A 5780-nucleotide genomic window follows, 5' to 3' on the forward strand; every position below is an offset into this window, starting at 1 on the left:
GGGGGACAAGGGTTGTGAATCCGCCATGATTAGCCACCCAGCTTGGATTTATCGCGTACCGCGCCTTTGTCGGCGCTGGTCGCCAGGCTGGCGTAGGCGCGAAGAGCAAAGGAGACCTGACGCTGGCGATTCTTCGGCGTCCACGCCTGGTCGCCACGCGCTTCCTGGGCTTCACGACGCGCCGCAATTTCCGCATCGCTCAGCTGCAGCTGGATGCTGCGGTTCGGAATATCAATCGCGATCATGTCGCCATCTTCAATGAGCGCAATGTTGCCGCCGCTCGCCGCTTCCGGAGAGACGTGGCCGATAGAGAGCCCTGAGGTGCCGCCGGAGAAACGGCCATCGGTGATCAGCGCGCACGCTTTGCCCAGCCCCATCGACTTCAGGAAGCTGGTGGGGTAAAGCATTTCCTGCATCCCCGGCCCGCCTTTCGGCCCTTCGTAGCGGATCACCACGACGTCGCCTTCCACGACTTTACCGCCGAGGATGGCCTCAACCGCATCGTCCTGGCTCTCATATACTTTCGCCGGACCGGTAAATTTCAGGATGCTGTCGTCCACGCCGGCGGTTTTCACGATACAACCGTTTTCTGCGAAATTGCCGTACAGCACCGCCAGGCCGCCGTCCTTGCTGTAAGCGTGTTCCAGAGAACGGATACAGCCTTCGGCGCGATCGTCATCCAGGGTATCCCAGCGGCAGTCTTGCGAGAACGCCTGGGTGGTACGGATGCCCGCCGGGCCGGCGCGGAACATTTTTTTCACCGCGTCGTCCTGGGTCACCATCACATCGTACTGTTCCAGGGTCTGCGGCAGCGTCAGGCCAAGGACGTTTTTGACCTCGCGATTCAGCAGCCCGGCGCGGTCCAGCTCGCCCAGAATGCCCAGCACGCCGCCGGCGCGATGCACATCTTCCATATGGTATTTCTGCGTGCTCGGCGCCACCTTACACAGCTGCGGCACTTTGCGGGAGAGCTTATCGATATCGCTCATGGTGAAGTCGATTTCAGCTTCCTGCGCCGCCGCCAGCAGGTGCAGAACGGTATTGGTGGAGCCGCCCATGGCGATATCCAGCGTCATAGCGTTCTCAAAGGCCGCCTTGCTGGCGATATTGCGCGGCAGCGCGGAAGCGTCATCCTGCTCGTAATAGCGTTTGGTCAGCTCCACGATACGTTTCCCGGCGTTTAGGAACAGCTCCTTACGATCGGCGTGGGTCGCCAGCAGAGAGCCGTTGCCCGGCTGCGACAGGCCCAGCGCTTCGGTCAGGCAGTTCATGGAGTTCGCCGTGAACATCCCGGAACAGGAGCCGCAGGTCGGGCAGGCGGAGCGTTCCACCTGATTACTCTGCTCGTCGGACACTTTCGGATCCGCCCCCTGAATCATCGCATCCACCAGGTCAAGCTTGATGATTTTATCTGACAGCTTGGTCTTCCCGGCTTCCATCGGGCCGCCGGAAACAAAGATCACCGGAATATTCAAACGCAGGGAGGCCATCAGCATCCCCGGGGTGATTTTGTCGCAGTTGGAGATACAAACCATGGCATCAGCGCAGTGGGCGTTAACCATATACTCCACCGAGTCGGCGATCAGCTCGCGGGATGGCAGTGAATAGAGCATACCCCCGTGGCCCATAGCGATCCCATCATCCACTGCGATGGTGTTGAATTCTTTGGCCACGCCACCGGCGGCTTCAATCTGCTCGGCAACCAGTTTGCCGAGATCGCGCAGGTGCACGTGCCCGGGGACAAACTGGGTAAAGGAGTTAACGACGGCGATAATCGGTTTGCCGAAATCGGCATCGGTCATTCCGGTTGCGCGCCACAACGCGCGGGCGCCCGCCATATTGCGGCCATGTGTGGTGGTGGCGGAACGGTACTTAGGCATGCTCTTTTTACTCCCATCTGTGTTTATTAAATGGGACGGTGCGTGCCGTCCCATTTTTAATTACTTACTTACCGGATCCAACCAGCCCCATTTATCTTCTGTTTCACCGGTGAAGAGGCCAAAGAAGGCTTCCTGAATGCGTTTGGTTACCGGACCGCGACGGCCTGCGCCGACCTGGATGCCGTCCACGCTGCGTACCGGGGTGATTTCCGCCGCAGTGCCGGACATGAAGACTTCATCCGCCAGATACAGGGATTCACGGGACAACACCTGCTCGCGGACTTCGATACCAAGATCTTTCGCCAGCTTGATAATGGCGTCGCGGGTAATGCCCGGCAGCGCGGAAGAGGTAAACGGCGGGGTGAACAGTACACCGTCCTTCACTTCAAACAGGTTTTCCCCTGCGCCTTCGGAGATATAGCCGTTAACATCGAGGGCGATACCTTCCTGATAGCCATGGCGACGCGCTTCACTGCCAACCAGCAGCGAGGAAAGATAATTACCACCGGCTTTCGCTGCCGTCGGGATAGTGTTCGGCGCCGCGCGGTTCCAGGAAGAGACCATTGCATCGATCCCCTGCTCAAGCGCTTCTGCGCCGAGGTAGGCTCCCCATGGGAACGCCGCGATGATCACGTCAGTGTTGTAACCCGGAGGCGGGTTTACCCCCATGCCGACATCGCCAACAAACACCAGCGGACGGATATAAGCGCTGGTCAGATTATTGGTTCGAATGACTTCGCGGCAGGCTTCCATCAGTTCGTCGACGCTCTGGGAGACCGGGAAACGATAAATTTTGGCTGAATCATGCAGACGCTGCATATGTTCGCGATGACGGAACACCACCGGGCCTTTGTGCGAGTCGTAGCAACGGATCCCCTCGAATACCGAGGTACCGTAGTGCAGCGCATGGGACATCACATGAACTTTCGCTTCGCCCCACGGAACCATCTCGCCATTGAACCAAATGTAATCAGCTTTTTTCGTCGTCATTTTTCTTCCTTTGCGCTCAGGCGCGGATTTGTTGTGATGTGGGTTGCTGGATCTCGACGCAGGCAACGTCGACCAGTTTGCTTAATTGACTAAACAGTAATTCGACGGGCCGCGGGCTGGCAACGGTCAATTCGATATTTATGTTCTGTGCGTCCGGCGCGGTTTCCATGTTCATTGCGCAGATGTGGAAACCCCGGTGGCGGACAACGCGCAGCACGCGCTCTAAGGTTTCCGGATTGAAACGTGCCTGTAAAGCGACCTGATGTTGCATCATGATAATTTCTCCAGCATTTCAGAGTTACTGGCGCCGGGCGGCACCAACGGCCAGACATTCTCAAGTTCGTCGATTGAGACATGAAGCAGGTATGGCCCCTGGCTCGAAAGCATGGTGTCGAGTGCCGCTTCAACCTGGTCTTTACGGGTGATGTGTTGGCCAGGAATACCGAAGGCGCTGGCCAGCGTGAGGAAATCAGGGTTATCAGTCAGAGTGGTTTCGCTATAACGTTCCTGGAAAAACAGCTGCTGCCATTGTCGAACCATCCCTAACCGCTGGTTGTCGAGTAACACGATCTTCAGCGGTAACTGCTTGCGTTTAACGGTGCCCAGCTCCTGTACATTCATCATGAAGGAGCCGTCACCGGAGATACAGATCACCGTATCGTTAGGGCGCGCCACCTGGGCGCCAACGGCGGCCGGCAGGCCAAAGCCCATGGTGCCTAAGCCGCTGGAGGTGATAAAGTTTTCCGGGCGGGTATAGGTCATATGCTGAGCCGACCACATCTGGTGCTGGCCAACGTCGGTGGTCACCACGCTGTCCGCCGGCTTGCGGTCGGAAAGCTGCTTCAGCAGCAGCGGCGCGTAGATTGCCTCACCGGGATGATCGTAACGCCAGGCATGCTCGGCACGCAGTGCGGCACTCCGCTCGCGCCAGCCATCGATAGCTAACGGCTGCTGCAGCGCCGGCAGCAGGCAGTTCAGATCGCCTGTCAGACCGATATGCGCCTGACGCAGCTTGTTCAGCTCCGCCGGATCGATGTCCATGTGGATCACTTTGGCATGCGGTGCGAAGGTATTGAGCTTACCGGTTACGCGATCGTCAAAGCGCGCGCCGACGGCGATCAGCAGATCGCACTCCTGTACCGCCAGGTTGGCCGCCTTAGTGCCGTGCATTCCCAGCATGCCGAGATAATAGGGATAATCAGCATCCACCACGCCCAGCCCTTTCAGGGTGCAGGTTGCCGGCATCCTGGTCACCGCCAGGAATTCGCGCAAAGCCGGTACCGCCTGCGCCATGCCGACCCCGCCGCCAACATACAGCATCGGTTGCTGCGATTGGGCCAGCATCTGCAGAGCCTGCGCCACTTCCGCCTGCGGAAATGCCATCTCATCGGCGACGGTAGAGAAATGGGGATCGAGGTCGCCCTGCGCCATCTGAATATCCTTAGGGATATCAACCAGCACCGGACCTGGACGGCCTGAGTTTGCCACCTGGAAAGCCTCGGCAATAACCCGCGGCAGTTCGTCCAGAGACTGCACAAGGAAACTGTGCTTAGTACAGGCCAGTGACAAACCGAGAACGTCTACTTCCTGGAACGCATCCGTGCCGATGAAGGGTGCGGCCACCTGGCCGGTGATAGCTACGATGGGAATAGAGTCAAGCAGGGCGTCCGCCAGGCCGGTGATCAGATTGGTCGCGCCCGGGCCGGACGTCGCGATACACACCCCGGTTTTACCGGTTGCTCGCGCATAACCAATGGCCGCCATGGCTGCCCCTTGCTCATGCCGGCACAGCAGGTGCTCCACGCCGCCGTCATACAGTGCATCGTAAACCGGCATAATTGCGCCACCCGGATAGCCAAAAACTGTGTCGACTCCCTGTGTCCGCAAAGCATGTACCACCCACTGCGCGCCATTCATAGTTAGTTCCCCGTCATAAATCGGGAGAAACAGAATTTTATGCTAAAAGTCATCATCTGCTCCTCGCTTAGGTTATTTCAGTTATAAAAAAACCCCCGGACCTTTCGGTGCGGGGGTCTTAGTTCGTTAAGGCTTGATTTCTAAGCCTTTCCTCGTCCAAGTGCAGCCCCGCACGGTGGGATAATAATCACCACCACGCTAATCACGACCAGGCTAATCACTCGTAGAAGGGCTGTCATTTTCTATACTTTCTGGCTTCTTGTTCGAAGGAATACCTAAAGAGTTACCACAGACATCACATAAAGCACAAGATTTTTTTATATCTTCGTTGCTGATCAGCCTAACGGTTTCAATAAAAATAATTGTTTTATATGAAAAAAATCAAAAATGAAAAAAATTCAGTTTTCTCACCCCTGCCGCGCTCTTCGGCGCCCTCTTTGCCAACATAGCTCTGTTTTGCGATCAAACGTCCATTTTCGGCTAAATGTAACGATGTGTCGCGAAAAGTATGGATACGCAGTTCTAAATTCGCACTTTTTCCATTCTCGCTTTACGTCATGCCAACCATAATTCTTCTCTGTCCAGGAGGTTTTATGTCGCTCGCTATCGTCTATACTCGCGCGGCGCTCGGTATCGAAGCGCCATTGATTACCGTTGAGGTTCATCTCAGCAACGGTCTTCCTGGTCTAACTATGGTCGGGCTGCCGGAAACCACCGTGAAAGAGGCCCGCGACCGGGTCCGCAGCGCCCTGATCAACAGCGGCTACGCTTTTCCTGCGAAGAAGATAACCATTAACCTGGCGCCAGCGGATCTGCCCAAAGAAGGCGGACGATACGATCTGCCCATCGCTCTCGCGCTTCTCGTTGCCTCAGAGCAGCTCAACACGACGCGACTGAATCAATATGAGTTTGTGGGCGAACTCGCCCTTACAGGTGGGTTACGAGGCGTTCCAGGGGCGATCCCCAGCGCAATGGAGGCCATCAAAGCCGGCC

The 5780-nt window shown here is 57.0% G+C and carries 7 protein-coding genes; 1 reads left to right on the forward strand and 6 read right to left on the reverse strand.

From position 1 onward, the window contains the following. Positions 1–29: 29 nt before the first annotated feature. The 6 genes from ilvD to ilvL all read right to left on the reverse strand — a co-directional run bounded on the left by ilvD (position 30) and on the right by ilvL (position 5026). Complete coding sequence (gene ilvD, locus HMPREF9538_RS05145) at positions 30–1880, reverse strand: dihydroxy-acid dehydratase (protein ID WP_002883173.1); 1851 nt, start codon at positions 1878–1880, stop codon at positions 30–32. Positions 1881–1940: 60 nt separating this feature from the next. Continuing rightward, positions 1941–2870, reverse strand: a complete 930-nt coding sequence (gene ilvE, locus HMPREF9538_RS05140; protein ID WP_002883171.1) for a branched-chain-amino-acid transaminase — start codon at positions 2868–2870, stop codon at positions 1941–1943. A gap of 16 nt (positions 2871–2886) precedes the next feature. Continuing rightward, on the reverse strand, positions 2887–3144 hold the full coding sequence (gene ilvM / locus HMPREF9538_RS05135) for an acetolactate synthase 2 small subunit (protein ID WP_002883170.1): 258 nt from the start codon (positions 3142–3144) through the stop codon (positions 2887–2889). Continuing rightward, positions 3141–4787 (reverse strand): acetolactate synthase 2 catalytic subunit, encoded by a 1647-nt coding sequence (gene ilvG / locus HMPREF9538_RS05130; protein ID WP_002883142.1) that lies wholly within the window; start codon positions 4785–4787, stop codon positions 3141–3143. The genes ilvM and ilvG overlap by 4 nt, the downstream gene beginning before the upstream one ends. A gap of 2 nt (positions 4788–4789) precedes the next feature. Beyond that, a complete protein-coding gene (gene ilvX, locus HMPREF9538_RS33420; RefSeq protein ID WP_201281575.1) occupies positions 4790–4843 on the reverse strand; it encodes a peptide IlvX in 54 nt (17 codons plus the stop codon). 84 nt (positions 4844–4927) lie between these two features. Next, positions 4928–5026, reverse strand: coding sequence for an ilv operon leader peptide (gene ilvL, locus HMPREF9538_RS30500; RefSeq protein WP_001311244.1), 99 nt, complete (start codon positions 5024–5026; stop codon positions 4928–4930). A 354-nt stretch (positions 5027–5380) separates the two neighbouring features. On the opposite strand from ilvL, the gene HMPREF9538_RS30505 reads away from it, so the two are divergent. Then, positions 5381–5780 (forward strand): magnesium chelatase domain-containing protein (locus tag HMPREF9538_RS30505; RefSeq protein WP_009486015.1); only part of this gene is annotated, 400 nt, incomplete at its 3' end.

The sequence above is a fragment of the Klebsiella sp. MS 92-3 genome, from assembly GCF_000195655.1.
Taxonomy (GTDB): domain Bacteria; phylum Pseudomonadota; class Gammaproteobacteria; order Enterobacterales; family Enterobacteriaceae; genus Klebsiella; species Klebsiella pneumoniae.

What these genes read in the sequence shown, in the direction of transcription:
- ilvG (WP_002883142.1), bottom strand. Translation starts at nt 4,787, where the DNA reads ATGAATGGCGCGCAGTGGGTGGTACATGCTTTGCGGACACAGGGAGTC.
- ilvD (WP_002883173.1), bottom strand. Translation starts at nt 1,880, where the DNA reads ATGCCTAAGTACCGTTCCGCCACCACCACACATGGCCGCAATATGGCG.
- ilvM (WP_002883170.1), bottom strand. Translation starts at nt 3,144, where the DNA reads ATGATGCAACATCAGGTCGCTTTACAGGCACGTTTCAATCCGGAAACC.
- ilvE (WP_002883171.1), bottom strand. Translation starts at nt 2,870, where the DNA reads ATGACGACGAAAAAAGCTGATTACATTTGGTTCAATGGCGAGATGGTT.
- ilvL (WP_001311244.1), bottom strand. Translation starts at nt 5,026, where the DNA reads ATGACAGCCCTTCTACGAGTGATTAGCCTGGTCGTGATTAGCGTGGTG.